The organism is Bacillus sp. CH_70 (genome assembly GCF_038007045.1).
GTDB lineage: Bacteria > Bacillota > Bacilli > Bacillales > Bacillaceae_G > Bacillus_A > Bacillus_A cereus.
In genome coordinates, this window is record NZ_JBBOWL010000001.1 from 2,137,924 (window position 1) to 2,163,701 (window position 25,778).

The window sequence follows — 25,778 nt, forward strand, 5'->3', positions numbered from 1 at the left end:
TAAATGAAAAAATATTTTATATACTAATTCATGTAAACGGTTTACTAAATCGTATTTTGCTAGAAATGAAGGGAAGATTCGCATGGAAACAAGGGGGAGAGTAATCGGGATTGATATCGGTACCACAAGTACAAAAACGGTTGTGTTCACAGAAAAAGGAAAAGTTATTGCATCACATGCAATCGATTACCCAATTATTCAACCGAATGTAGGATGGGCTGAGCAAGATCCTGATGTAATATGTGCCGCTGTATACAAAAGTGTAAGCGTTGCCATTGGAAAAGGTAATGTATTACCAGAAGATATTTCTTCAATCGGTATTAGTACAGCTATGCACGCATTAATTGCAGTAGATGAAAATGGTGCGCCATTAACGCGTTCTATCATTTGGGCAGATAATCGAAGTACGAAGCAATCAGAAAAATTATTACAACAAATGAATGGGCATGAAATTTATAGACGTACAGGTACACCGATTCATCCGATGTCACCACTTTCTAAATTGTTATGGATGAAAGAAGAAGAACCAGAGTTATATACAAGTGCCTATAAATTCATTTCCATTAAAGAGTATGTGATTTACCAATTATTTTCACGCTACGTAGTTGATTATTCGATTGCTTCTGCTACAGGGTTATTTAATTTAGAAACATTAAACTGGGATGAAGATGTTTTGACTATGTTACATATGTCACCAGAACAATTATCAACCCCTGTACCCACTACATATATTTTATCAGGTATGAAGCCAGAATTAGCACAGAAGATGGGGATAAGTGCAGAGACACCAATTGTCATCGGAGCAAGTGATGGGGTTCTTGCAAATGTAGGAGTTGGTGCGATCTCACCGGGTGCGGCTGCAATTACGATTGGAACGAGTGGTGCGGTTCGAACAATCTCATCAAATATAAATACAGATGAGAAAGGGAGAACGTTTTGTTACGCATTAACAGATGAGCACTGGGTAATCGGTGGTCCAACGAATAACGGCGGAATATTACTGAGATGGTTACGTGATGAATTTGGTAGTCCAGAGCAAGAAGTAGCAAGAAAGCTCGGCATTGATCCTTATGATTTATTAATTAAATATGCAGAAAGCGTACCAGCTGGAGCGGATGGGCTATTGTTCTTACCTTTCTTATCTGGAGAACGCGCACCTTACTGGAATGCAAACGCTCGTGGTACATTCTTTGGAATCAATCTTCAACATAAACGAGAACATTTTATACGTGCAGTGATGGAAGGTGTTTGTATGAGTGTATATTCAGTAGCACTCGCAATCAGGGATTGTACAGGGCCACTTACTGAAATACGAGTTTCAGGAGGGTTTGCAAAATCTGCATTTTGGAGACAAATGTTGTCCGATATGATGGGAAAAGAATTGTTTGTACCTGAAAGTCATGAAGCATCTGCGCTTGGGGCAGCGGCAGTTGCTTTATATGCTGTAGGAAAAATTGATTCTCTTGAAGAGGTAAAGGGTTGGATTGATATTGTCCATCACCATGTACCGAATAAAGAAAATACGGCTATATATTTAGAAATGTTTTATATGTATGAACGACTTTACAATCGCTTGAAAGAAGAATTTGATTGTATAGCTGCTTTCCAACGTAAACAATAGGGGGATTGGGAGAAATGGTAGTTGGGATCGTACTAGCGGCAGTTGTCATACTACTTTTACTTATTACGGTAGTAAAATGGCATCCATTTGTCGCATTAATTTTAACAGCAATTGGTGTAGGTTTAGCAATGGGAATGCCTTTAATTGGAACTTCACCAAAAGATCCAGGGATTATTGATTCTATTAAACTAGGGCTTGGTAATACGTTAGGCTTTTTAGCGATAGTTTTAGCACTAGGAACGATGCTTGGAAAAATGATGGCCGAATCTGGCGGTGCTGAACGTATCGCTAACACATTAATTAATCGTTTTGGGAAGAAACGAGTTCACTGGGCGATGATGTTCGTTGCATTTTTAGTAGGGATTCCGGTATTTTTCCAAGTTGGATTCGTCCTATTAATTCCGTTAGTATTTACAATTGCGTTAGAAACTGGGGTATCACTTATTACAATCGGTATTCCGCTAGTAGCAGGACTGTCAGTCGTACACGGACTTGTCCCACCGCATCCAGCGGCAATGGCGGCAGTGGGTATTTTTAAAGCAGATGTAGGGAAGACAATTTTATATGCGTTAATTGTCGGACTTCCAACTGCAATTATTTCAGGTCCACTTTACGGGAAATGGATTGGTGCTCGTATACATAAGGAAGTACCATTAGATATAGCGGAGCAATTTATTGAAAGAGATAAGAAGAAAGAACTTCCTAGCTTCGGAAATACATTGTTTACTATTTTACTTCCAGTATTTCTTATGCTTGGTGCATCCATTGCTGAAGTAGCGTTACATAAAACGAGTCAACTTGCACAAGTGTTACACTTTATTGGAGATCCAATAGTCGCTTTATTAATTGCAACGATTTATTCTTTCTTTAGCCTTGGTTATGCAAAAGGATTTTCTAAAGATAAAGTATTACAATTTACAAATGATTGCCTTGGGCCAATTGCAAACATACTGTTAGTAATTGGTGCTGGTGGTGCATTTAATAAGGTATTATTAGATTCTGGAATTGGTACTACAATTGCTGAAATGGCGAAAGAATCACATATTTCACCAATATTACTTGGATGGGGAATTGCTGCACTTATCCGAGTTGCGACAGGATCGGCAACTGTTTCTATGATGACAGCAGCTGGTATTGTTGCGCCGATTGCAGCAAGTACACCAGGTGTAAATGTTGAATTATTAGCACTTGCAACAGGTGCAGGGTCATTAATTTTATCACACGTGAATGATTCAGGATTTTGGATGATTAAAGAGTATTTCGGAATGACTGTGAAAGAAACGTTATTAACATGGACTGCAATGGAGACTATATTATCTGTAGTAGCACTTGGGCTAATTTCGATATTAAATATATTTGTATAGAATAGGAGATTGATTAATATGAAACTAGGATTAATTGGATTAGGAAAAATGGGATTCCCATTAGCTGAACACTTACATGAAGACAAGCATGAAGTAGTTGTATACGATGTAAATAAAGAGCTTGTAGAAAAGGCAGGAAAACTAGGAATTACTGCACGTCATACATTAAAAGAAATGATCGCTGAATTAGAAGCTCCTCGTACGATCTGGGTAATGGTGCCTGCAGGAGAAGTTGTAGAGTCAGTATTAAAAGATGTGTATCCGTTATTAGATGAAGGTGATATCGTTATTGAAGGTGGAAATTCATTCTATAAAGATACGTTACGCCGTGCTGAAGAAGCAAAAAGCTTCGGATTACATTATGTAGATATCGGTACATCTGGCGGTGTAGAAGGAGCTAGATACGGTGCTTGTTTAATGGTTGGTGGAGAAAAAGAAATTTACGACCAATTAGAACCTTTATTTAAAGATTTAGCAGTAGAAAATGGCTATTCTTATGCTGGCCGCGTTGGTAGTGGTCATTTCTTAAAAATGGTTCATAACGGTATTGAATACGGCATGATGCAAGCAATTGCTGAAGGATTTGAAGTACTAGATAAGAGTGACTTTGATTTCAATTATGAAGATGTTGCAAAAGTATGGGCGAACGGATCAGTAATCCGTGGTTGGTTAATGGACTTAACTGAAAAAGCATTTGCAGATGATCCTAAACTTGATGGCATTAAAGGTGTAATGAACTCTTCAGGAGAAGGGAAATGGACTGTTGAAACTGCGCTTGAGTTACAAGCAGCGGCACCAGTAATCGCGATGTCATTATTTATGCGCTATCGTTCTCAGGAAGATGATACATTCCATGGAAAAGTAGTTTCAGCACTACGTAATCAGTTCGGTGGACATGAAGTTGTAAAAAAATAAGGATGTTTTTGAAAAGAAACTTGTGCATAAGCGCAAGTTTCTTTTTTATAGTTTAAGAAATTACTAATTTAAAAATACCAATCAATCATCGTTTTTTTGTCACAAATGACAGCTTCAACATTCATTAATTGAACAATATATTCTATATTTTCTTCTTTAGCTAATAATAAGGTTGTAAAGGAATCGTATATACTCATAAACGCATACTCATTGTCTTCTCCAGTAATAATTAACTCATTATTGCTAATGTCCCAAATATCTAATGGAGTAGTATTATTTACCTGTAATAATCCGTTTGTATCAAGAATTGGTTCAGAGAAATATAGATTTTTTGCACCTTTAGAACCGAGGAGTTTAAGTAATTTGTGTAATAAAAATATAGACGTATAATCTTCTGTTGGATAATAAAGATCTTTTTTTAAGTTTGAATGTAGCTTTTCAGCTAAATCCTCTCTTTTATATTCTTCTGAAAAGGCACTAATGGAAGTCAACATGGCCATTGCTAGGTCTGCGTATGAATGTAATCCACTACAAGACATCATTTCCTTCCAAGAAACGGATTTCCCATTGTGAATGATTTCTTCAGCGCTAGGATAGATGTGCTCATATGGTCTTTTTCTCACAGACTTTTCCCATCCTAAAGGCATTTGGACAAATGGATGTAGCAATATAGCTGCAGATTTAAAATTACTTGGTAGTTGTTCTAAAATTGGTGATTTGTCATCTAGCCAAATGTAATCCAACAAAACATAACCTCCTCTTAGACTTTGAAATGTACGGATTCCCGTATTATGTTTTTTTGTATTGATTGTATCAAATATAAAGCGAAGCATGAAATATGTCCCAACATAAAAGTAAGAATAAATAAAATGAAGTTTTCATAAATAGTAAAAGGGTGCTTATGTCATCAGTATAGCTAAAAAATGTTGTTACATATGAGAAGAGCGTGTTAATAAAATATGAGGTGGTTAAATGGGAAATGAGCAAGTGAAGTCTGTAAAGGAAGAAAAAAAGTTATGTCTTTGTATGATTGTCAAAAATGAGTCTAGAATTATGGAAAGATGTTTAAATGCAACAAAATCAATTGTAGATTATGTTTCTATTTGTGATACTGGATCGACGGATAATACGCCTGAAATTATTGAAAATTGGTGTAAGGAAAATGAGATACCTGGGACGGTTCATCATGAGCCGTTTAAAAACTTTGGTTATAACAGAAGTTTAGCTGTTTCATTAGCGCAAAAAACATATCCAGAAGCAGATTATTTATTAATATTAGATGCGGATATGATTTTAGAGGTTGATCCGAATTTCGATAAAACGAGCTTAACGGAAGATCATTATCTTACATTGCAATATGATGTTCATATTAAATATTGGCTTACACGTCTTTTGAAAGCTTCTTTACCATGGAAATCTGTCGGTGTTACTCATGAGTATTGGGATATAGATCGTTCAAAAGTTGGAGCGAATTACAATACGAGGGTAGATCGGTTAGAGACTCTTGTCGTGAATGATCCCGGAGATGGCGGGAGTAAAGCTGATAAATTTGAAAGAGATGAGAGGTTGTTGTTACAAGGAATAAATGACCCAGAAACAACGCCAGATTTGCATATAAGATATTTATTTTATTTAGCCCAAACTTATTTTCATTTAAGTCAATTTGAAGATTCGATTAAATGGTATAAAAAACGAGTGGAAGCAGGGGGGTGGGTTGAAGAGGTATTCTATTCGTTATTGCGAATAGGATTTTGTTATGAGCAGTTAGCAAATCGTTCAGCAAATAAACAAAATGAAGTGACAGATGCTGATGAAAAAGAAACTGTTAAAGGGCAAGAAGAGCAATATTTAGCATTAGCTGTTTTTTATTTTCAAAAAGCGTGGGAATATAGACCAACCCGGGCTGAACCATTATACCAACTTGCAAGGTTGTATCGATTACGATCTCAAAACAATATTGCTTTGATGTATGCTCTGCAAGGGAAGGAAATTCCTTTTCCAAAGGATGATCTTTTATTTGTAGATTATCATGTGTATGATTACTTATTTGACTATGAAATTTCTATTAGTGCTTTCTATATACCTCATAAAAAACATTTAGGGGCCGTGTCGCAAAAGTATTTGGAATCGATTAAAGAAGAGATTCCATTTCATATAGCAAATGTAGTAGAGAATAATGCGAAATTTTATTAAATACATTTTCGGTTAAAGGAGTAGTGGAGTAATCATGGAATTAATGCGATGGGCGATTGAACTAGGAGAATCGGTGCATGGAAATACGTATGAAGAATTGATGCCACTACTAGACTATTATTATGACCGTGATCATTTAAAAGCGTATTGTATCGCAAATCTTCTTTTAAACATGGATGTATTAGATGAACATCGTGAAAGAATCGAATTAAGAAGATGCATCGCTGCTTATTATGCTGGATTATATAAAGTAGCAAGAAAACATGCAAATGAGTTAGTGCTTAAACATCCGGATGTAGATTTATATAAAAATAATTTAAAATTAATGGAAGCTTATTTGAATAAAGAATATGATTATTGTCTTTTTATATGCCCAAAGACATACGGTAGTTTCATAGATGTTGCGCGAGCTTTAAAGTGGCGGTTGGAGCAGGAGGGAAATACAGTAATTATATCAGAAACAATACTAGAAAATGTAAAGAATACAGTTGTTTTTGGAGCACATACATACGCATATAACCCGAATCTTCTTCCGAAAGATGCAATTATTTATAATTTAGAACAGCTATACGAAGGAAGTCCATATGCGCACCCCCTTTATTTAATATTATTAAAAGATAGAGTGATTTGGGATTATAGTAAACAAAATATAGAATGGCTAAAACAAAAAGGGGTAGGAAAAGAAATAAAACATGTAAAAATGAACTATGCTCCAACTTTGGAAATAAAAAAAGATGCATTTGAAGATGACATTACTGAAGATATTGATATTCTGTTTATAGGTGCTCTTAATCCGAGGCGGCAAGCTATTTTTGATCATCTAAAAGCGATTGCCCCAAATTTAAATATAGTTTTTAAAAATAATGCGTGGGGAATTGTTAGAAATGAATTGATTGCTAGAGCTAAAATTATATTAAATATTCATTTTTACTTATCAGGAATTCTTGAAACACCTCGCGTGTCTTATGCAGTCGCAAATAAGAAATTTATTATTTCTGAAAATAGTAATCCAGAAGATGAGGTAGAGTGGCCGGGAATTGTATTTACTCCGTACGAAAAAATAATTGAAAACGTAATGAAATATATAGAATTACCAGAAGAACGGAAAAAATTAGCGGGAAAAGCATATAATCATTTTGAAGCAAATGAAAGTTTAGGTACATTGAGTCTGAGAGATGAAACGAAGTAATTGTGCGAAACTCATACGAAAGTATGAGTTCTTTTTTGTTTATCATACTATTTTATGAAACAAGTTAACTCTTTATATTGTGTTTTGTATAGAAATTTCTGATACTATATAAGTAGAACTTGAAAACAAAGGGGAGAAATAATCATGAAACTAGTCGTTATTAACGGTACACCAAGAAAATTTGGTAGAACTCGCGTGGTGGCAAAATATATTGCGGATCAATTTGAAGGGGAATTATATGATTTAGCAATTGAGGAGTTACCTTTATACAATGGAGAAGAGTCACAACGTGATTTAGAGGCAGTAAAAAAATTGAAAACGTTAGTGAAAGCTGCGGATGGGGTTGTATTATGTACACCAGAATATCATAATGCGATGAGCGGTGCGCTGAAAAACTCTTTAGATTACTTAAGTAGTAGTGAATTTATTCATAAACCAGTTGCGTTGTTAGCGGTTGCTGGTGGCGGTAAAGGTGGAATAAATGCATTAAACAGCATGCGAACGGTCGCTAGAGGTGTTTATGCAAATGCCATTCCAAAACAAGTTGTGCTTGATGGATTACATGTGCAAGATGGTGAACTTGGGGAAGATGCCAAACCATTAATTCATGATGTAGTTAAAGAATTAAAAGCATATATGAGCGTATATAAAGAGGTGAAAAAGCAACTAGGAGTGGAGTGATATGTCCTCACTTTATCATGATTCTCGCTTGTATTACATTCTAGGGGCCAATAGTCTATCTGCTATTGGTTCCGGAATTGTTATGATAACGATTCCGTGGCTGTTAATTAAAGAGAGTGGAGGAGAGACAACGTTTGGGTATGTTTCTATCATTGCAACCCTCATTATGTTTTTATTAACACCATTCATTGGGCAAAGTATTGATCGTTTTTCAAGAAAATCTTTATTGTTATGTAACGAAGGAATCGGAATAGCCGTAATCGGAATAATGGTTATTTGGGGATTTGCTGGGCAACCTTATCATTCTATTCACTATATTCTTATTTATATAGCCGGATCATTCTACTATTTATTATTTTATCCTACAATATTTGCGTTCAACCAAGAGATATTTCAAGCAGAACATTATAAAAGTTTAAGTGGAACGATGGAAATACAAGGACAGTTAACACAAGTTATTTCTGGAGCGGCCGCGAGCTTCTTAATTGAAATTGTATCTTTGAAGTGGATTTTGTTAGTAGACATGTTAACTTTTGCTGGAGCATTTTTTCTTTTCTTATGTATACCGTACGTAAAGAAAAAAGAAGTGAAAAGAAAAATAACATTTAAGAAGCAATTGTTTGAAGGAATTCACTTTATGAAAAAACGTCCTAAGCTCTTTTGGTTCTTACTGGCTACTTATATGCCGTTTATAGGTGTCATGATGGCAAATTATTTAATACCCGTGTATATTTCGGATATACTTAAAGCCAATGCCTCTGTATACGCAATAGAGGGGATGATGTACGGTGTTGGAGCGGTTGTTGCAGGAATCTGTATTCCATTCATAATGAAATATGTAAAAACAGAAGTTTCAATCGTTATAACGATGTTTATTTATGTAATTTCAATTACCGCAATGAGTATTGAACCTTCCGTAATTTTCTTATATGGACTTGCAATTTTTCATGCAGTTGGAAATGCGGGTACAAGAGTGGCGAGAAATGTATTGATGATGGAGGAAATTCCAAACGAAGTAATGGGACGTGTAGACAGCTTATTTCGCCTAATTGGTACTGGAATACGAATTTTATTATTAATGTTGTTTACAGCGGGTGTATCTAAAGTCGGAGTCATGCTGTCGTTTTACGTATTAAGCTGCATATTGATTTTCTCATTAGGAATCGCTATTTATTATGTACTATCACAACGTAAAGTAGCGGCGCATGTTTCTAATAAATCAATCGTTTGAAAAAACACTTCTGCCTCCCTTTCTTTTTCTATATAATAACAAGAAAGGGAGTGAATACTTATTTATGAACAAATGGATCTTTCTTATGATTTTATTATTACCGCCACTATACATCATTTATATGACGTTTCGAATGAACAAAGTTGCTCGTGAAAAGTTGAGCTATCACTCTCCGTACGTTCTTATACTGGGTGCAAAGTTATTTGGAGATAGACCGTCTTTATCTCTTCAAAATCGTTTGGATGTAGCGTTGGAGTATTTATTTTCCCATCCTGAAGCGAAAGTAATTGTTTCAGGTGGTCAAGGAGAAGATGAAGATATACCGGAAGCTCATAGCATGAGAAATTATTTAATGGTACACGGTATAGATGAGAGTCGTATTTTAATAGAAGATCAATCTACAAATACGTATGAAAACTTAAAATTTAGTATGGATTTATATAATGTGAAACATGCGGTAGTTGTAAGTAATACATATCATTTATATCGAACGAAAATAATTGCAAAGCGTTTAGGTATGAAGATGGAGGCGCTAGCTGCTGAAACACCAATTCGTTCTAAGAGAAAAATGTATGTTCGCGAATATGCTGCTATTATGAAAACAATATTGTTCGACCGTTAGAGCTCAAATGCGAGCTCTTTTTTAATTTAAAAGCGTATCATTTGAAATGAATGCCATCTTCCATCAAAATAAAGGAAACAACAGTAAAGGAGTTGTGTTTGTGATTCAATTTAATCATGTGTCAAAATCGTATGAAGATGGCACGAAAGCAGTGGATTCATTGCATTTAGAAATTAAAAAGGGAGAATTTTTCGTTCTCATCGGTCCGAGTGGTTGCGGGAAAACAACGACAATGAAGATGATTAATCGTTTAATCGAAACGACTGAAGGATCGATTTTAATCGATGGAAAAGATATTCAACAATATAATATAAACGAATTACGTTGGGATATAGGATACGTGTTGCAGCAAATCGCTTTGTTTCCTCATATGACAATCGCTGAAAATATTGCAGTTGTTCCTGAAATGAGGCAATGGAGCAAAAAGGAAATAAAAGCACGCGTCGATGACTTGTTACATATGGTTGGATTAGATCCGGATATATATCGAGATCGTATGCCTGATGAATTGTCAGGAGGACAAAAACAACGTGTCGGTGTCGTGCGAGCATTAGCCGCAAACCCGAAAATCGTTCTTATGGATGAACCATTTAGTGCGTTAGATCCATTAAGTAGGGAACAGCTTCAGAAGGATATTGTACAGTTGCAAAAAAAGATTCAAAAAACAATCGTGTTCGTAACACATGATATGCAAGAAGCATTATCACTTGGAGATCGCATTTGTATTATGAAAGAAGGAAAAGTTGTTCAACTAGATACACCAGAAGGAATTATACATAATCCGAAAAATGAATTTGTAGAGGAGTTCATTGGAAATCGTGGACGAACTTGGTATGAGGAGAAAAGTGTAGCAGATGTATTGCCGCTTGATCAAAGTGTGCAATTAGAAGGGCAGGCACTATCATTACATTCTTCTTTACAAGAAGCGTTAGTTCGTGTGCGTGATGAGGAGATCGTTCCAGTTGAAGAAAACGGTCAATATATTGGAGCGTTAACAAGTCGTCATATCGTCAATTACATTGTTGAACAAATGAAGGAAAGAGGCTAAACAGTGACTAATTTTATACAAACGTTCCAAGAACGAAAAATAGAATTACTAACTGCATTAAGTGAGCATTTACAAATATCGCTTATTTCATTATTTTTTGCAGTAATTATAGCGGTGCCACTTGGCATTTTATTAACAAGAAAAGAACGAATGGCTGAATTTATAATAGGAACTTCTGCAGTAATGCAGACAGTGCCATCACTTGCATTACTCGGACTATTAATTCCGTTAGTAGGAATCGGAAAACTTCCAGCGATTATTGCATTAGTTGTGTATGCACTATTACCTATTTTACGAAATACATATACAGGAATAAGGGAATTAGATGAATCACTAATAGAAGCCGCGAGAGCTATGGGGATGAATAGTTGGAGAAGGCTGTGGAAGGTAGAGCTTCCTCTTGCATTGCCTATCATTATGGCCGGTATTCGTACAGCGATGGTATTAATTGTTGGAACGGCTACATTAGCAGCTCTCATTGGTGCTGGTGGGCTCGGTAAGCTTATATTATTAGGCATAGATCGAAATGATCATGCACTTATCATTTTAGGGGCCGTACCAGCCGCGTTACTCGCTTTATTCTTTGATATAGTACTTCGCATACTTGAACGACCGAAACGCTCTTCTAAGCGTGTTATATTGACGATATGTATAGTTGTAGTAATGATTGCTTCTCCATTTCTTTGGAGTACAGAAAAGAAAGATATTGTTATTGCGGGCAAACTTGGATCAGAACCTGAAATTTTAATTCAAATGTATAAGCAACTTATTGAACAAGATACCGATTTACACGTACAATTAAAACCAGGTCTTGGAAAAACAGCATTTGTATTTGAAGCGTTGAAATCCGGGGAAGTAGATATATACCCAGAATTTTCAGGAACAGCTTTATCTACTTTCGTGAAAGAAGAACCAAAGAGCACAAATCGTGATGAAGTATATGATCAGGCTCGCATTGGAATGGAAAAGAAATATAATATGGTTATGTTGAAGCCAATGGAGTATAACAATACATATGCACTAGCCATGCCGAAAAAAATAGCAGATCAAAAGAATATAAATACAATTTCTGATTTAGGGAATGTTGCGCAGGAAGCCAAAGTAGGGTTTACATTGGAATTTACTGATCGTGAAGATGGTTATAAAGGAATGCAAAAATTATATAACTATAAGTTCTCGAATGTTAAAACGATGGAGCCGAAGCTGCGTTATAGCGCAATTCAATCTGGAGATGTTAACGTAATTGATGCATATTCAACAGATAGTGAATTGGAGCAATACGGACTGAAAGTGCTAAAAGATGATAAAGGGTTATTCCCACCTTATCAAGGGGCACCATTATTAAGAAAAGAAACGTTACAGAAATATCCTGAACTTGAAAAGGTATTAAATAAATTATCTGGAAAGATTACAGATGGAGAAATGCGAAAAATGAATTATGAAGTTAACGTAAATGGTAAAAGTAGTGAAGAAGTCGCAAAACAATTTTTAGAAAAAGAGAATTTACTTCGTTAAATTTACAAGAAATATACAAATTTATATGTTTGAAATGACCGTTCATTACAAAATGAGCGGTTTTTTTGTGCATACTTATACATTTTTTCAAAAAAGTATTCCATTTTTGTTCATTTTCTTTTAGAATAAGTAATGTTTTCCTGAAAAAATATAAGAGAAACGTCTATTAGAGAAAAAGGTGACTTTAATAGTTGAACGAACATAACACCTAGAATGACAGATGGGGTGGTACAAATAGAAAAGAAGTTAGGGTTTTTTCCGTTAATCGCATTAGTAGTTGGAACAATGGTTGGTGGCGGTGTTTTTAGTTTACCGCATGATTTAGCAGTAGGAGCAAACAGTGGTGCAATAATAATTGGCTGGTGTATTACAGCGATGGGAATGATTCCACTTGCGCTCGTATATCAAACGTTAGCAAGACAAAAACCGGAACTTGAAGGTGGAATTTATAGTTATGCACGTGCTGGTTTCGGTGAATATATTGGATTTAATAGTGCTTGGGGATATTGGCTAGCAGGAATCTTAGGTAATGTCGCAACAATTATGTTACTGTTTAGTACATTAGGTTATTTCTTTCCAATTTTCAAAGGAGGAAATAATGTTGCATCTATCGTTGGGGCATCACTTTTATTATGGACACTTCATTTTCTAATTTTATTTGGAATCCGTGAAGCTTCTATCATGAATGTGATCGCAACAATAGGGAAGTTAGTTCCAATCGTTTTATTTATTGTTGTAATGGTAACAGCCTTTCGCTGGGACACATTTACACATGATTTTTGGGGAGAAGGAACCTTCTCACTTTCCGCTATACTTGGTCAAGTGAAAAATACAATGCTTGTAACACTTTGGGTTTTCATTGGAGTTGAAGGAGCGGTTGTATTATCCGGAAGAGCGAAGAATAGCCGAGATGTTGGTAAGGCAACAGTAATGGGACTTATTTTAGTAATGTCCATATATATTTTAATTTCTGTTCTGTCAATGGGAGCGATGACAAGAAGCGAACTTTCTGTGCTAGAAACTCCGTCAATGGGACATGTATTAGAGCATGTTGTTGGTCCATGGGGTGCAGTTGCGATTAACATTGGGTTAGTTGCTTCACTTGTCGGTACATTAATTGGCTGGTTTTTACTTGTTTCTGAAATTTCTCATGTAGCCGGAAAAGATGGCGTATTTCCGAAAGTCTTTACGAAAACAAATAAAAAGCAAACACCGCACATGGCATTATGGATTTCAAATGGTGTTGCCCAAATTATATTTATCATCGTTCTGTTTTCAGAATCAACATATCAAATTATGTATTTCATTGCATCAACATCAATTTTATTACCATATTTATTATCAGCGTTATTCCAATTTAAATTAGTCATTACAAACGAGCTAAAAGACGCTAAATTAAAAAACGGAGCGTTAGCTTTAATTGCTTCTATTTACTCTGTATGGCTTCTTTATGCAGCTGGTTTAAAGAATTTACTACTAGTTTCAATTGTGTATGGAATTGGAATTATTGTTTACACGTTTGCAAGAAAAGAACAAGGGAACCGTTGCTTTGCAGGTGCAGAGAAATATGTGATGTGGGCAATTATTATTGCGGCTATCACATCACTGTATATGTTATTAACTGGAAATATAAAAATGTAAAAAGTCCTTTTCATTTAAAGGGCTTTTTTCTTTGTTTAGAGAATATTTACTACATAAGATATTCAGGAGGGATGAGAATGGAAGAAAAAGAACAGTTGTCTAGAATAATTGATTTAGCTAGTGAGTTAAGGAAAGTATTAGTGCAAGAATCTTTTTTTAATCATCATCCTGAGCTGAGAGGAGTCATTGAGAATTTAGCAAGTTCTGTTGAAAATTTGGCGGAATTGCAAAAAAGTAAAGATGAAAATGCTGAAGATCGATTACGTTACGTACTTGCTAAAATGAAAATTGCTCATAATGCAATTTTACAAGAGAAAAAAGCATTTCCTTCTCATTAATATACGTTTTAATTTTGAACCTGGCGGATAACGTCAGGTTTTTTATTTCTAGTTTTTCGTTTCTTTCATACACTAAGAATAGTATGAAAAAAGAAGGTGACTAAGGTGAAATTACATAAAGCTCTTCAGCCAAGTTTTATAAAACGAATGTACTATATGAGATTTTTAGGGAAATTTACAAAAGCTGAAAAAGAGAAGAGTGGAGAGAATTTCTTTGTACAATGCTTATCGCCAATACCATTCACTTTACAGGAACAATTTGCAAATGAACCATATGTATTTGAGGGGTTATGTAGTAATAAAAAGAATGAAAAAATCTTTTTGGAATTAAAGAAAAGAAAACTAGAAAAGCAATTAGTGATGTTTCGTCTTTATTATGAAAGAGGAAATGTATACGTGGAGTTAATATGTACAGAAGAACCGAAAGAAATAGCAAGCAGCTATAAAATGATTCCGGCACCTAAAGTTACAAATAATAAAAAAAGAGAATCTTTAGAACGAAAACTTAGCAACGGTTATTTATCATTTCTTATGCCAAAATTTCCGAAAGACTTTGAGCCTCCCGAATTATTGTGGCACGATGGAAGACTGTATGGAAACATATCCTTAAAGTCATCAATTAGCTCAATCGCATATTTTGAACAGAAACGTGAATGTAAATATATAAACTGCAGTGACTGGACGAAGTATGTAGAAATAGCGGTAGAAGATCAATTATATTTTGTAAGTGATCATGTGTATGAGCAATTAAAAAAACGAATGCATGAAGAAGGTAAGCTAGTTGAAGTAGAGGATATAAAAGTGCAAAAAGATGAATGGGAATGGGATGAGCGTGAATCGTCCTTTTTACAGTATGTACAAAGTATGGTGCATAATAAAGGGCTATATTTGGATGCAACGGATATTTATAATTTCCATATAAGTGTAAAAACAAATATGTTAACGATTCTTGGTGGTATACCGGGCGTTGGGAAATCACGTTTTGTGCAAACTTATGCAGAAGCATTAGGATTACAGTATGGGGAAGAATTGGTTTGGATTCCAATTTCACCATCGTATCAAGAACCATATGATTTACTTGGTTACCTTCATCCAAATGGTACTTTTATTGAAAGTGAAACGAAGTTAGTTAGGACGTTAATGAAGGCGAAAGAAAATCCCAATCAACTGTATATAATCGTTTTTGATGAAATGAACATGTCACATATTGAGCATTGGTTTACTCCATTTTTATCTGTTCTTCAACTTGAAACAAAAAATCGTATTTTAAACTTGTATGAGGGTGTTCAGGACATTGAGAATTCAATTCCATCAACAATTGAAATTGGAGAAAATATTATATTTGTAGGTACTGTGAATTTTGATGAAACAACGAAAGAGCTCTCCGATCGATTATTAGACCGAACGAACTTAATAACGTTACAAAAAATTCCGTTTTGTGAGATGGGCATGGAACTGGGGAAAGTCGTATTACACCCACCTTTGAAAGTAACAGCGGGAGAATTTCGGATAAATTGGATGAGAAATAAAGCGATGATTGAAGTGTTTTCTGAAGAAGAATTAGAGCTATTAGATAAGTTGCATGTCGTATTGTCATCACATGATGCGTCTAAGGGAATTTCTTTCCGATGTGCAAACGCAATTGCGACTTATTTGCAAAATATACCGTTCCAAAATAACCATACCTATATGATCAGTAGAGAAGAAGGGTTTGATTTACAAATAAAGCAGCGTGTATTGACGAAAATCAGAGGGACCGAAATGATGGTTGGTTCTTTACTTTCTGAAGAAGCAAAAAGGGGAGCGACCTTAGTACCTCTTTTGCAATCTGCACTTGCAAACAGAGTATCTACATTTGAACACTCTTTAGCATATATACGAGAAAAACGTAGGGAACTGGAGCTGTATGGATATGCAAAATGAAGGGCGTTACGAAACAAAAATCGTTGATACGAATGAAACGCTCCCTTTTGTATTAAAGTTAATCATTGGAAATGAGGGGAAAGGAGATTATATTTTATTAAATCGTCTTTGTACATCTACTACAGCATTAGTTCAATGCATTTATAAAGTACAAGAATTAAAACCGATTAGATTGCAGTACAATTATGAAATCCCAATGAATATTACTTTTATATGGAATAAAGTATATGAGGGACAGAAAAATATAAAAGAGGCTCAATATGAAATAAATGAAAAAAAACAAAGAGTATTAATATATGAACATGGGAAAACAGAATTCTTTTATCCATGGCGCTGTGGTTTATACCATTTTGAAGTTCGTATAGAAGATACAACGTATTATGGTGCTTTTCAAATCGTACCGAAAAACTTTTTTGATGATCAATTTGAAATGATTCAAGACTATGTGAAGTCAATTTTAAATGAGTTGATTTTGGATAGAGGTTATTATAAAAAGACTTTCTCTGCACTTAGCGATATTGAGGATTCTTCTTATTTAGTGTTGCTTAGAAAGTTACCCCAAAAAATGAAGATGATAAAGCAAATCTTTAAGAAAATAGAATCAAGCTCAAAATTTATAAATGCATATAAATGGGAAGGAAAAGAGAGAAAGCCAACAAGAAAAGGAACCATAGTGGCAGAAAGAAAACCTTATGCAAAACATTATAATCGTAAGTTTATGGAACAAAAAAATAGTAAGGAAAATGCATTTCTTAAATATAAATCGATGCAATTTTATCATTATTTAATTGAAGCTAAAAGTTTTTTACGTCAAACAATTGAAATATTAGAAAGAGAAAAAAAGAAAAAATCAGAAGAGTTTCAAGCCGTAAAAACAATTATACAAACAATTGAGCGTAATGGATCAGTAACCGATAGAGAGAAGCAAAAATATAAAAATATACATTTACTAAAAGAAGCCGATTTACGAAAGAGCTCAATGAAAATACAAGAATATAAAATATTGGCGCACATTGTGCATGAAAATGTACAATATTTTCAAATGTTAATGCACTCCTCGTTTTGGAGGGAAGTTACTGAAACAAGTAATATGAACTTACATGATTTACCGATACCACATCAACAATTACTACATCATTTAGAAGTACTCCCGCAATATACGGATCAATCTCCATCGTTATTATTTGTTTATAAGCCAACGTTTTTAGTGTATGAATATTACGCTTTTTTTATCGTTATTTCAATTTTAGAGCAAATTGGTTTTGAGGCTAGAAATTCCATTCGTGAACAAATACAAGAACATTTTTATGTAGATGGATTACAAGATGGAACGACAGTAGTTTTACAACGAGATGATTTAAAGGTGCATGTCGCATTTAATGACTTAATTGAAACACATCCTCTTATTGCATTAAGTAAAGGGAGTAATTTTTACAATGGTGAGGATACGAAGAAGCCAGATATTCGCTTAGACTGTTATGTAAAAGAAGATGGGAAATACGTATATAAATCTTCTATTATTATTGAAGTGAAGTATAGTCCAATGTACAATATTTTTCAGCACGTCGGAAATACGAAAGCAACTGAGCAAATGTATAAGTATTGGTCTATAAAGTATGTAGAAGAACAGGATGGAAAGCGAGTCTATTATCGAAGGTCAATTTATGAAGTCATTTGTGTATATCCAGGAAGCCATATGCATAGTAAAAAAATTGAGTCTGGATGCGGTGTTTTCTTGCAGTTATATCCATATAAGACGAAACAAGGGGAAGAGAAATTAGCTGGAAAACATGGGATGGTACAAATTTTTGAAAAGTGGTTAAAAAGCATTGAGAAGTAAAAGAAATCCTTTTTCATAAAGGATTTTTTTAGATTAAGAAGAATTATATGCTGTATGGAAAGAAACATATTGTAAGTTAGATTTGAAAAGTGATACAAATGTGTTATTAAAAGGAATGTGAGCGCGGGATAAAAGTCGATTAAATTGGAATCTAATTCATTTTGCAGAATATAATAAGTAATAAATATTTTTAGTTGCATACGAAGATTTGTTCTTATATGATAGATAGTGAAAGCGTTATCAAAAACAGAGCGACGATGGGAAAGGCGGTTAAATATGTTCCAGCGTGTTCAAACAAAGGAAGAACATTTTGGGTTCGAGCAACTATGGGGAGATTTTTGTGAAGAAAGAAACTTAATGTTCGTAGAACGTAATTTAAATCCATCACGATTTTTATTAATAGAAGATGAACATCCTATTGGTACAGTAGAATGTATTAAGTATACGGTACCTGAACAATCAAATTCTGAGTTTTTCTATCCGTTTTCTAAAAATGATTTAGTAAAAGATTTGAAGAATGTGTATGAAATAGGCAAGTTAAGTATTTCGAAAACGTCTCGTGGGAGAGGACATTTCAAAAGGCTAACAGCTATTTTATTTATACATGCGTTAGAAACAAAAGCTGAATGGTACATTGCAGCAGTAACAAAAAGAATGTATATGTATTTACTTACACTCGGTTTTCCAATTGAACCGATAGATAATCCATTTCAGTTTCATGATACTTTACAAGGTGTACCAGTAAGAATTCATGCTCGAAAAGGGGTTACGCATTTGTATTCTTTAAAAGAATTTCGCGATGTGATTCAAGGGAATGCTCATGCACAGGCATTAATTGCAGAATACAGTAAAAATATTATGTTAACGAAATAAAACGAAGTGAATATGTATAATAAAGAGAATAATATTTTTATAAGATATAACTCTTCATAAAAAAAGACCCTTATTATTTTAATAAGGGTCTAAAAATTATAATCCAAATATACTAAAAATCATTTTGCGGCGCTTCGGTTTCTTTTCTCGTTCGTATGTTGGTTTTGAATCAGGAGTAATATAAATGGGTTCTTCTTTCGTTAGGGCAGCTTCTAACTTTTGAATTCGTTCTAACATTTCCTCCATTTCACGACGGTGTTGTAAAAGTTGGTACGTGACGACATCATTTGCCTTATCTTGCATTTGTTCTTCCATTCGATCGAGTCTTCTCGTAATAGTGTTTAATTGATCAGCTAATTGTTCAAAATCATTCGATGATATGTTTTGAACAATTGTATTGACTTGAGTTTTTAATTCTTCAACCTCATTTGAGGAAGTCTTTTGAGTAGGTTGAGGATTTTGAGACTGCTCTATTTGAAATAGATGGTGTTCTAACATTTGATCGACATCATCTTGTGTAAAAATAAAGTGGCCATATTTGTTTTTTTCTATCGTAAGATTTAATTGTTGCGCGATCCGGACAACAGCCTTTGGGCTAACACCTAATTTTTTTGCGATAAATGGTGTTTTATATTCCAAAATAATCCCTCCTATATATATCCTGTTGAATGATTTCGAGCTATGAAGTAAGTTCCCTTCTAGTGCGACAAAAGAAGTGTGGAATCGGCAAAGAAAGTGTTTTTTCACGAAATTGAGTTGAGAAGAATAGTTAGTTTAAATAAAAATGTTTTATCGTAACATTTAGAATAATTTGACGAGTGTAAATGAATTAGATTATCATAATGATAAATATCTTTTTTATGTATGCATATAATATATAAAAAGGTGGTTGCTAATGTAGAATTTTGTTAGAGTATTAGAATGCTTACTTCACTTGAATAAAATTAAGTAGGAGGTGGCTTCCTTGCTTACAATGTAAGTAAGGAAAAGTATTTGGACATATATAGTATAAGTATAGTGATTGTTTTAATTGCCTTAACGGCATTTTTCGTTGCAGCAGAATTTGCAATTGTTAAAGTGAGAAGTTCACGAATTGACTATTTAATTGCAGAAGGAAATAATCGTGCAACATCGGTCAAAACAGTCATTACAAACTTAGACGAATATTTATCTGCTTGTCAGTTAGGAATTACTGTTACAGCTTTAGGAATTGGGTGGTTTGGTAAACCTGCGTTAAAGCAAATGTTTGATACGCTTTTTGCAAATTGGAATATCTCTACTCAACTAGCAGACATTTTTGCTGTAACTTTAGTATTTTTGTTAATTACTTTTTTACATGTTGTAATAGGGGAATTGGCCCCAAAAACATTTGCAATTCAAAAATCTGAACAAGTGAGTTTGCTTGTTTCTAAGCCGTTAATTTTCTTTTATCGTATTGCATTCCCATTCATTTGGCTATTAAATGGTTCAGCTCGAATCATTACGAAGCTGTTAGGGCTGAAACCGCCGAAGGGGCATGATGAGGTTCATTCAGAAGAAGAATTACGGTTGTTAGTTTCAGAAAGTTATAAAAATGGTGAGATTAATCAATCTGAATATAAATATGTAAATAAAATTTTTGAATTTGATGATCGGATTGCAAAAGAAATAATGGTACCTCGAACTGAAATGAATATTATAAGTAAAGAAATGCCTGCTGAAGAAGCTTTGCAAAAAATGTCTCGCGAAAAATATACAAGGTATCCAGTTGTTGATGGCGACAAAGACCACGTAATAGGTTTTGTGAATTTTAAAGATATTTTTACTGAGTTTGTACAACATAAAGCTGTTAATAAGAAGACAGTAGAGCAATATATGAGACCAATTATTTTAGTTATCGATTCTATTCCAATTCATGATTTGTTTTTAAAAATGCAAAAAGAAAGAACACATATTGCTATATTGATAGATGAATATGGTGGGACATCTGGACTTGTTACTGTTGAAGATATTTTGGAAGAAATTGTTGGAGATATTCAGGATGAGTTTGATACGGATGAGCAACCAGAAATTCAACAAGTTAGTGAAACGAAGACGATACTAGAGGGAAAAGTACTTGTTAGTGAAGTGAATACGTTATTTGGTTTAGGGATTGATGATGATGGTGTTGATACAATCGGTGGTTGGATTTTAACGAAGAATATAGAGATTGCTGAAGAGGATTCCATTGAAATTGAAAATTATAAGTTTTGTGTGAAAGAATTAGATGGACATTATATAAAAAGATTAGAAGTTACAAAGATAGTAGAATCGATTGTTATTTTAGAAGATGAAAAACAAATTCCGTTACAAGAGCAAATTAGCTCGTAAACTCTGCTATATAGCAGAGTTTTTTTGAGCATAATGTTTTTTGAGGGATAGGGGCTATGATACAATGACATAAGTTGAACCTTTCACTAGGTGAAGTATTGTTGTATACATATATTTGGAAGGAGAAGAAGTATGAAAAAGCATTTATATATAAACGGAAATTGGAAATCTGTAAACACGTATAAACCATTATACGCACCATATTCTGAAGAAACATTAGCGGAAATTGCACAAGGAACGGAAGAAGATGTAAAAGAGGCTGTTACTGCTGCAAAAAATGCAATGATAAAAATGAATAAATTATCTGCATATGATCGTGCGACTATTTTAGAGAAAGTTGCACAAAAAATGGATGAAAGAAGAGAAGAATTTGCAGAGATTATTGCAAAAGAAGCTGCAAAACCAATACGTGCTGCAAGGGGAGAAGTAGATCGTACTGTTCAAACGTACAAATTTGCAGCTGAAGAAGCGAAGCGTATATATGGTGAGACATTGCCATTAGACGCCGCACCTGGTGCGGATGGGCGTATTGCATATACAATCCGAAAGCCGATTGGGGTTATAGGGGCTATTACACCATTTAATTTCCCGTTAAATTTAGTAGCGCATAAAGTTGGACCAGCAATTGCTGCTGGAAATACAGTTGTATTAAAGCCAGCTGATCAAACGCCATTATCATCTTATGCATTAGTTGAGTTATTTGAAGAGGCAGGATTGCCAAATGGAGCTTTAAATATCATTTCTGGCCCTGGTGCCACGGTTGGTGAGGCAATCGTCAAAAATGGTTACGTTGCTTCTATTACTTTTACCGGAAGTCCAAAAGTTGGAATCGGAATAAAACAAAAGGCTGGGCTAAAACGAGTTACGTTAGAACTAGGCTCAAATGCTGCTGTTATTATTGATGAAGATGTAGAGTTAACAGATGAAATAATTGAACGTGTAAAATGGGGAGCATTTGTTAATAATGGGCAAGTTTGTATTTCCGTACAACGTGTTTTTGTACATGAAACGAAAATGCATGAATTTCTCTCGAAGCTAAAGAAAGCGATGGAATCAGTTGTTGTTGGTGATCCACTGCTTGAGGAAACGGATGTATCAGCTTTAATTTCAAAAAAAGATGTAGAGCGAATTGATATGTGGGTTCAAGAAGCAATCAAGGAAGGAGCAACTGTTTTATGCGGTGGTAAGAAGCGGGATGCAAGAATTTTTGAACCGACTGTATTAACAAATGTTCCAGATCATGTATCTGTGCAGTGCCAAGAAGTATTCGGTCCACTCATGACAGTAAATACATTTAAAGAATTTGATGAAGCGATTGAGCAAGTAAATAATTCGCGTTACGGCTTACAGGCAGGAGTATTTACAAATAATTTATTTAAAGCAATGCGTGCAATTGATGAGCTAGAGGTTGGTGGTGTCATGATTAATGATATTCCAACGTTCAGAGTAGATCATATGCCTTATGGTGGTGTGAAAGAAAGTGGCACGGGGCGCGAAGGAATTAAATATGCAATAGAAGAAATGACAGAAATGAAATTAGTATGTATTAAAAAATAAAATAGAAAACTTAAAATTTGTGCTAAAAAACGAGTAGGGAATGTTTACGATTCCATACTCGTTTTTTTACGCTTTTAGTAACTATTTAATTAAGTGTAACTTTTACTTCATTTCTTGTTTGAAAATAGTATCTTCTACATAAATTTGTTCTTTATCTACAGCAGTAGCATGAGTTAATACTAAACCGATTGGTGTTTCTGTATCTTTATTTTGAACAATTGTAAAAGGAACATTTTTTTCGTTTGCTAATTTAATGTATTTTGATAAATGTGGGTAAGCAATGCTACCATTTAGGAGGAGTTGTAATGATTGAGAAGAGCGCATGCTACCTGCCACTTCAGAGTATACATTACTTTGCATTACTTGACCGATCGTTAAAGCGATTTCTACACGCTCACGTAATGTAGTTAAATACATATTACGTTCTTCTGGTTTGTTTTGCTTTTGGCCGTAAATGCCTTCTTGGAGATAATCTTCCACATTTTTATTTACCATATTTTTCACACCTTTCATTTTCTATTGTACGCAAGAATTAAAAATGATGCAAAAAAAAGTCGTTTTGACTACGGAAATAATGAAAATATGTGAAGGAAAAAGGGAATTTGCATACAATTAGTTAAATAAGAAAGAAAAAATAATTTTATCAACAGAAATTAACAAAATGTGACAAAAATCTATTAACGAATCGTATTTTTTGTGTTAATATTCAAAATATAAAGGGTATTCGTCGTATGGAAATGGAGGGAATGGAGGTTTTTCCAATCGATAAGGATATTAAAGAAATATTTTGTTCACACTTGAAAAACAATAGGCACCAATTCGTAGAGAACTGGAAAAACAAAATGATAATTTCCGAAAAAGATCCATTTAAACTAGAAGTAGTTCAAAATGGAGAGGATTTACTAGAGTTAATTATCGAACTTACTATGGAAGATAAAGATATAAATTATCTTCAACCGTTATGCGAGAAAATTGCTATTGAACGTGCTGGAGCAGATGCGAATATTGGAGATTTTGTTTATAACGCAAACGTGGGAAGAAATGAACTTTTCGAAGCGATGTGTGAATTAGATGTTAGCGCTCGTGAATTGAAACCAATTATGGCAAAAATACATACTTGTTTTGACAAATTAATTTATTATACTGTTTTAAAATACTCGGAAATTATATCGAAGAATTTAGAGGAAAAACAGCAATATATTAACGAAACACATAAAGAAAGACTGACGATTTTAGGACAAATGTCAGCTAGTTTTGTACATGAATTTCGTAATCCGCTTACTTCCATTATGGGGTTTGTCAAATTATTAAAGGCAGATCATCCGAGTTTATCGTATTTAGATATTATTTCGCATGAATTAGATCAATTAAATTTTCGTATTTCGCAATTTTTACTCGTATCGAAAAAAGAAATGTGGAATGAATCGGAACGGTTTTGGCTTAATGACTTGTTTCAAGACATTATACAATTCTTATATCCGAGTTTGGTCAATGCGAATGTTTTGATTGAAAAGAATTTACCGTATCCAATTCCGCTTGTTGGTTATCGAAGTGAAGTGAGACAAGTATTTTTAAACATATTAATGAATTCAATTGATGCTCTTGAATCAATGAAAGAAGAACGGAAAATTATCATTGATGTATTTGAAGAAGATCAAGCTATTCGAATTGTGATAAAAAATAATGGACCAATGATTCCAGCTGAAAATGTAGAAACGATTTTTGAACCATTTGTAACTACTAAAAAGTTAGGAACTGGTATTGGATTATTTGTATGTAAACAAATTGTGGAAAAACATAATGGATCCATTATGTGTCGATCAGATAACGATTGGACAGAATTTCAAATTGCATTTCAAAAATAAACAGTCTACACCAAATGAATGGTGTAGACTGTTTTAATTTGTAAGTATAACGGCTTCTAATTTAGGATCTTTAGTTGAATAACCTACTATTGAAATTGTATAAATAACATTTGGTTCAACATTGAATTTCGGTATAGTCAATAAAACGTTTTTATTATCTGCGAGTGAAATTTCAATATCTGCTGTACCAGGGCTAACTTGTAAAAAATCTGTTATTTGTTTAAAGAGTACATTTTCAAATAAATGATCTCCATCTTTTAAATCTACATTTACAACAGGGGTATCTGGAGAGAAATGTGCAAAGCGTATTTTAGCTTGACCAGCTGGTAAATGTGTATTATCAAGTATAGGTTGTAATTGTAGGTGATTATCACTATTTATTGCAGCAAGAGTATAAGTATGATTTCCCATTATTGGTACCAACGCTGAAAAGATTGGAGTTTCATTTCCGACAGGAACAATATCTATACGGTATTTACCTTGCACTAATGATAAATAAGGGCTGAATTGCTTAAATGAAATATTTTTAATAACTTTTTGTCCGTTTACTAAAATGTCAACCGCTGGTATATTTGGATCGGCATGAAAAAATCTTATATGTGACGGTAAAGCAGCTTCTTGTGAGTCTCTTGTTTCATACGCCTGTACAAGTTTTGATAGTGCATCGTAATATTTCATATATAATTCTATATATTTTTTAGGGTTACGAAACTGATAATAACGTGCGAGCTGTTCGTATTGTGTAACTTCTTGTCCATATTTTTCGATTTCAGATTGAGACATGAACATTCCTCCTTTGTCATCATTAAAACTATATGCGAAGCAAGAAAGCGGTTATGCAAAAAAAATGATTTTATAAAGGGAAAATTAAAAATTGACAACAAATATGTTTTCATAAAGAGGTGCTGGTGCTTACGAGAATTTCACAGAGTAAAGCAGTACATATGACTGTACGAAAGTAAAATAAATGCCAATTTGAAAGTGCATTTCAATTAACATATTGAATACATGTC

The 25,778-nt window shown here is 34.1% G+C and carries 22 protein-coding genes; 18 read left to right on the plus strand and 4 right to left on the minus strand.

The window, feature by feature from the left end:
• The first annotated feature begins 82 nt into the window (after positions 1–82).
• The 3 genes from gntK to gnd are packed head-to-tail and all read left to right on the plus strand — an operon-like array spanning position 83 to position 3,900.
• Positions 83–1,621 (plus strand): gluconokinase, encoded by a 1,539-nt coding sequence (gene gntK / locus N2V79_RS11005; protein WP_340719852.1) that lies wholly within the window; start codon positions 83–85, stop codon positions 1,619–1,621.
• Between the two features lie 14 nt (positions 1,622–1,635).
• A complete protein-coding gene (locus tag N2V79_RS11010) occupies positions 1,636–2,985 on the plus strand; it encodes a GntP family permease (RefSeq protein ID WP_000260205.1) in 1,350 nt (449 codons plus the stop codon).
• Positions 2,986–3,003: 18 nt separating this feature from the next.
• Positions 3,004–3,900 carry a phosphogluconate dehydrogenase (NAD(+)-dependent, decarboxylating) gene (gnd, locus tag N2V79_RS11015; protein ID WP_000765981.1) on the plus strand — a complete coding sequence of 299 codons (897 nt, stop codon included), beginning with the start codon at positions 3,004–3,006 and terminating at the stop codon, positions 3,898–3,900.
• Between the two features lie 68 nt (positions 3,901–3,968).
• Here the strand turns inward: gnd and N2V79_RS11020 are convergent, their stop codons facing one another.
• A complete protein-coding gene (locus N2V79_RS11020; protein ID WP_340719853.1) occupies positions 3,969–4,733 on the minus strand; it encodes a DUF2711 domain-containing protein in 765 nt (254 codons plus the stop codon).
• 139 nt (positions 4,734–4,872) lie between these two features.
• Between N2V79_RS11020 and N2V79_RS11025 the strand changes: the two genes are divergently transcribed.
• The 12 genes from N2V79_RS11025 to N2V79_RS11080 all read left to right on the plus strand — a co-directional run bounded on the left by N2V79_RS11025 (position 4,873) and on the right by N2V79_RS11080 (position 18,994).
• A complete protein-coding gene (locus N2V79_RS11025; RefSeq protein WP_053564595.1) occupies positions 4,873–6,093 on the plus strand; it encodes a glycosyltransferase in 1,221 nt (406 codons plus the stop codon).
• Positions 6,094–6,127: 34 nt separating this feature from the next.
• Positions 6,128–7,282: a hypothetical protein gene (locus N2V79_RS11030; protein WP_000422334.1), complete on the plus strand. Its 1,155-nt coding sequence runs from the start codon at positions 6,128–6,130 to the stop codon at positions 7,280–7,282.
• A 144-nt stretch (positions 7,283–7,426) separates the two neighbouring features.
• The gene (locus N2V79_RS11035; RefSeq protein ID WP_000780355.1) at positions 7,427–7,963 is read left to right on the plus strand and encodes an NADPH-dependent FMN reductase; all 537 of its coding nucleotides are present in this window, start codon (positions 7,427–7,429) and stop codon (positions 7,961–7,963) included.
• Between the two features lies 1 nt (position 7,964).
• Entirely contained in the window at positions 7,965–9,194 is a 1,230-nt protein-coding gene (locus N2V79_RS11040; protein WP_098679199.1) for an MFS transporter, read from the plus strand.
• Positions 9,195–9,258: 64 nt separating this feature from the next.
• Positions 9,259–9,816 carry a YdcF family protein gene (locus tag N2V79_RS11045; protein WP_001045718.1) on the plus strand — a complete coding sequence of 186 codons (558 nt, stop codon included), beginning with the start codon at positions 9,259–9,261 and terminating at the stop codon, positions 9,814–9,816.
• Between the two features lie 100 nt (positions 9,817–9,916).
• Positions 9,917–10,864, plus strand: coding sequence for an ABC transporter ATP-binding protein (locus N2V79_RS11050; protein WP_000614076.1), 948 nt, complete (start codon positions 9,917–9,919; stop codon positions 10,862–10,864).
• Between the two features lie 3 nt (positions 10,865–10,867).
• A complete protein-coding gene (locus N2V79_RS11055; RefSeq protein ID WP_098679200.1) occupies positions 10,868–12,379 on the plus strand; it encodes an ABC transporter permease/substrate-binding protein in 1,512 nt (503 codons plus the stop codon).
• Between the two features lie 213 nt (positions 12,380–12,592).
• Positions 12,593–14,020, plus strand: a complete 1,428-nt coding sequence (locus tag N2V79_RS11060) for a basic amino acid/polyamine antiporter (RefSeq protein ID WP_000129441.1) — start codon at positions 12,593–12,595, stop codon at positions 14,018–14,020.
• A gap of 77 nt (positions 14,021–14,097) precedes the next feature.
• A complete protein-coding gene (locus N2V79_RS11065) occupies positions 14,098–14,358 on the plus strand; it encodes a hypothetical protein (RefSeq protein ID WP_000391447.1) in 261 nt (86 codons plus the stop codon).
• Positions 14,359–14,463: 105 nt separating this feature from the next.
• A complete protein-coding gene (locus tag N2V79_RS11070) occupies positions 14,464–16,281 on the plus strand; it encodes an AAA family ATPase (protein WP_200458581.1) in 1,818 nt (605 codons plus the stop codon).
• Complete coding sequence (locus tag N2V79_RS11075; protein ID WP_001178725.1) at positions 16,271–18,121, plus strand: hypothetical protein; 1,851 nt, start codon at positions 16,271–16,273, stop codon at positions 18,119–18,121. Before N2V79_RS11070 ends, N2V79_RS11075 begins: the two co-directional genes overlap by 11 nt.
• 276 nt (positions 18,122–18,397) lie before the next feature.
• Positions 18,398–18,994 (plus strand): hypothetical protein, encoded by a 597-nt coding sequence (locus N2V79_RS11080; protein ID WP_000487795.1) that lies wholly within the window; start codon positions 18,398–18,400, stop codon positions 18,992–18,994.
• Positions 18,995–19,090: 96 nt separating this feature from the next.
• Here N2V79_RS11080 and racA read toward each other — a convergent pair whose 3' ends face one another.
• The gene (gene racA / locus N2V79_RS11085; RefSeq protein WP_000456013.1) at positions 19,091–19,633 is read right to left on the minus strand and encodes a chromosome-anchoring protein RacA; all 543 of its coding nucleotides are present in this window, start codon (positions 19,631–19,633) and stop codon (positions 19,091–19,093) included.
• Positions 19,634–19,987: 354 nt separating this feature from the next.
• Here racA and N2V79_RS11090 point away from each other — a divergent pair, with 354 nt between their 5' ends.
• Complete coding sequence (locus N2V79_RS11090; RefSeq protein ID WP_069355536.1) at positions 19,988–21,343, plus strand: hemolysin family protein; 1,356 nt, start codon at positions 19,988–19,990, stop codon at positions 21,341–21,343.
• A gap of 132 nt (positions 21,344–21,475) precedes the next feature.
• Positions 21,476–22,900: an aldehyde dehydrogenase family protein gene (locus N2V79_RS11095; RefSeq protein ID WP_069355537.1), complete on the plus strand. Its 1,425-nt coding sequence runs from the start codon at positions 21,476–21,478 to the stop codon at positions 22,898–22,900.
• A 102-nt stretch (positions 22,901–23,002) separates the two neighbouring features.
• Here the strand turns inward: N2V79_RS11095 and N2V79_RS11100 are convergent, their stop codons facing one another.
• Positions 23,003–23,395: a YueI family protein gene (locus N2V79_RS11100; RefSeq protein ID WP_000247562.1), complete on the minus strand. Its 393-nt coding sequence runs from the start codon at positions 23,393–23,395 to the stop codon at positions 23,003–23,005.
• A 236-nt stretch (positions 23,396–23,631) separates the two neighbouring features.
• On the opposite strand from N2V79_RS11100, the gene N2V79_RS11105 reads away from it, so the two are divergent.
• Positions 23,632–24,765 (plus strand): BA2291 family sporulation histidine kinase, encoded by a 1,134-nt coding sequence (locus N2V79_RS11105; protein ID WP_000425086.1) that lies wholly within the window; start codon positions 23,632–23,634, stop codon positions 24,763–24,765.
• 33 nt (positions 24,766–24,798) lie between these two features.
• Here the strand turns inward: N2V79_RS11105 and N2V79_RS11110 are convergent, their stop codons facing one another.
• Positions 24,799–25,548, minus strand: a complete 750-nt coding sequence (locus N2V79_RS11110; protein WP_340719854.1) for a DUF4397 domain-containing protein — start codon at positions 25,546–25,548, stop codon at positions 24,799–24,801.
• Positions 25,549–25,778: the final 230 nt, after the last annotated feature.